Source organism: Roseivivax lentus (assembly GCF_900156805.1).
Taxonomy (GTDB): Bacteria; Pseudomonadota; Alphaproteobacteria; order Rhodobacterales; family Rhodobacteraceae; genus Roseivivax; species Roseivivax lentus.
This window is the reverse complement of the sequence record NZ_FTOQ01000041.1, coordinates 1-1,513: the sequence shown is the minus strand read 5'-3', so window position 1 is coordinate 1,513 and position 1,513 is coordinate 1. Positions and strand designations below refer to the sequence as shown.

The 1,513-nt window shown below is 57.4% G+C and carries 1 protein-coding gene; it reads right to left on the bottom strand.

Features of this window, described 5'->3' with window-relative positions; genetic code table 11:
• Window positions 1-74: 74 nt before the first annotated feature.
• Window positions 75-1,426, bottom strand: a protein-coding gene (locus BW990_RS20900; RefSeq protein WP_234990336.1) for an IS3 family transposase whose coding sequence is annotated in 2 segments (ribosomal slippage) — window positions 75-1,088 and window positions 1,091-1,426 — 1,350 coding nt in all. Because the reading frame shifts where the segments join, the coding sequence is not laid out codon by codon here.
• Window positions 1,427-1,513 lie beyond the last annotated feature (87 nt).

Sequence of the window (1,513 nt, the reverse complement as noted above, 5' to 3'; positions counted from 1 at the left end):
TGTCCGTTGTCAGAGTTTTTCGGAGAGTATGATCTGTTTCGCTACGGAGGCTCTGGTTCGGCTTGTGTTTGAGATTAGGCGGCAGCGGCTTGGTGCTGCAAGCGGCGGTTTCTGATTGTCTGCTTCTTGATGTCCTCTCTCATCTTCAGGATTTTTGCGCCTCGACCGTGGTAGACGTCAGCGGGCGTGAGATTGTCCAAGCTCTCGTGGTAGCGGTGGTTGTTGTAATGATCGACGAAGGTGCCGATCTGCCGCTCCAAGTCGCCGGGTAGGTAGTAGTTTTCCAGCAAGACCCGGTTTTTCATGGTCTGGTGCCACCGTTCGATCTTGCCCTGCGTCTGTGGATGATGAGGCGCACCACGCACGTGATCCATGCCCTTGTCTCCAAGGTAGTCGGCCAGGTCAGCTGCGACGTAGGACGAGCCGTTATCGCTGAGAAGACGCGGCTTTTGCACGACCTTTGCTACGTTGCAGCCTGACGCTTCAAGCGCCAGCTCTAGCGTGTCCGTCACATCCGAAGCCTTCATGGTCGTGCACAGCTTCCAGGCGATGATGTATCGGCTGTAGTCGTCGAGGATCGTGCTGAGGTAAAACCAGCCCCAGCCAATCACCTTGAGATAGGTGAAGTCGGTCTGCCACAGCTCGTTCGGACGGCGGGTCTTTTCGCGGAACTCATCGGCGGCCTTGATGACCACATGGGCCGGAGCTGTGATCAGATCTTCGGCTTTGAGAATGCGGTAGGCCGATGACTCAGAGACGAAATACCGTTTCTCGTCAGTGTATTTGACCGCCAGTTCGCGCGGTGTCAGGTCCTCGTGATCGAGCGCGAAGGCGACAAAGGCTTCGCGGACATCATCCGGGATGCGGTTCCAGACCGATCTCGGGCGCGGTGAGCGATCCGCCAGCGCGTCGATCCCGCCTTCGGCCCAACTCGCATACCAATCGTAATACGTGCTGCTGGGGATACCGATTATCGCCAGCGTCTGTCTGACCGGCAGATGCGAGGCTTCGACCGTGCGGATAATCTCCAGTTTTTCCGAGGCAGGATATCTCATTCGTCGTCGCCCCCATTCCCGATCATGCTTTTTTTGAGCAAACGGTTCTCCAGGGTCAGGTCGGCAACCACTTCCTTCAGAGCCGCGGATTCCGACCGCAGCTCTTTCACCTCGGGCGCTGTCGCCTGACGGGCTGTGTCGCCCGCCAGGCGAGCCTTCCCGGCTTCCAGGAATTCCTTCGACCAAGAATAATAAAGGCTCTCAGCGATCCCCTCGCGACGGCAGAGCGCAGCAATACTCTCCTCGCCGCGCAGACCGGCCAGGACGACCCTGATCTTCTCCTCGGCTGAATAGTGCTTGCGGGTCTTCCGCTTGATCCCCCTAACCAGCTTGTCAGCGGTATCCTTCGAGGTTCCGGACTTCTTGTTCATCTTCGCTCCTTGATGGCTTCGATGAACCAGAAATCCTCCATTGCTAAAAACCCTAAATCTGTCCGGTGGGCGCTGACGTCAGACAAT